This is a genomic window from Metabacillus litoralis, from assembly GCF_007994985.1.
Lineage (GTDB): Bacteria > Bacillota > Bacilli > Bacillales > Bacillaceae > Metabacillus > Metabacillus litoralis.
Genome location: NZ_VOQF01000064.1, coordinates 1 through 232 on the forward strand (window position 1 = coordinate 1; position 232 = coordinate 232).

A 232-nucleotide genomic window follows, 5' to 3' on the forward strand; every position below is an offset into this window, starting at 1 on the left:
CCAGGTAATAATGTAATCCTCGAAGTCGTCCGGGTTCACACCCTCTTCGCTGATCACCTTGTCCTGCACCGAAATACCAGCCCTATGCACGCTATCCGGATCACCGGATACCAGTGGATGCCAGTCCGGCAACTGCCCACCCTGCGCAAGTATGCGATAGGCGCAGGTGGCCGGCAGCCAGGTAAAGCCCGCGGCGTCCTCCGGCGTTAGCTGAATGCAGTCCGGGACCTGT

At 59.9% G+C, this 232-nt stretch carries 1 protein-coding gene; it reads right to left on the minus strand.

What is annotated here, in order from left to right; genetic code table 11:
• A partial coding sequence (locus tag FS935_RS24525) for a CxxCxxCC domain-containing protein (protein WP_146950947.1) occupies positions 1-232 on the minus strand: 232 nt, incomplete at both ends.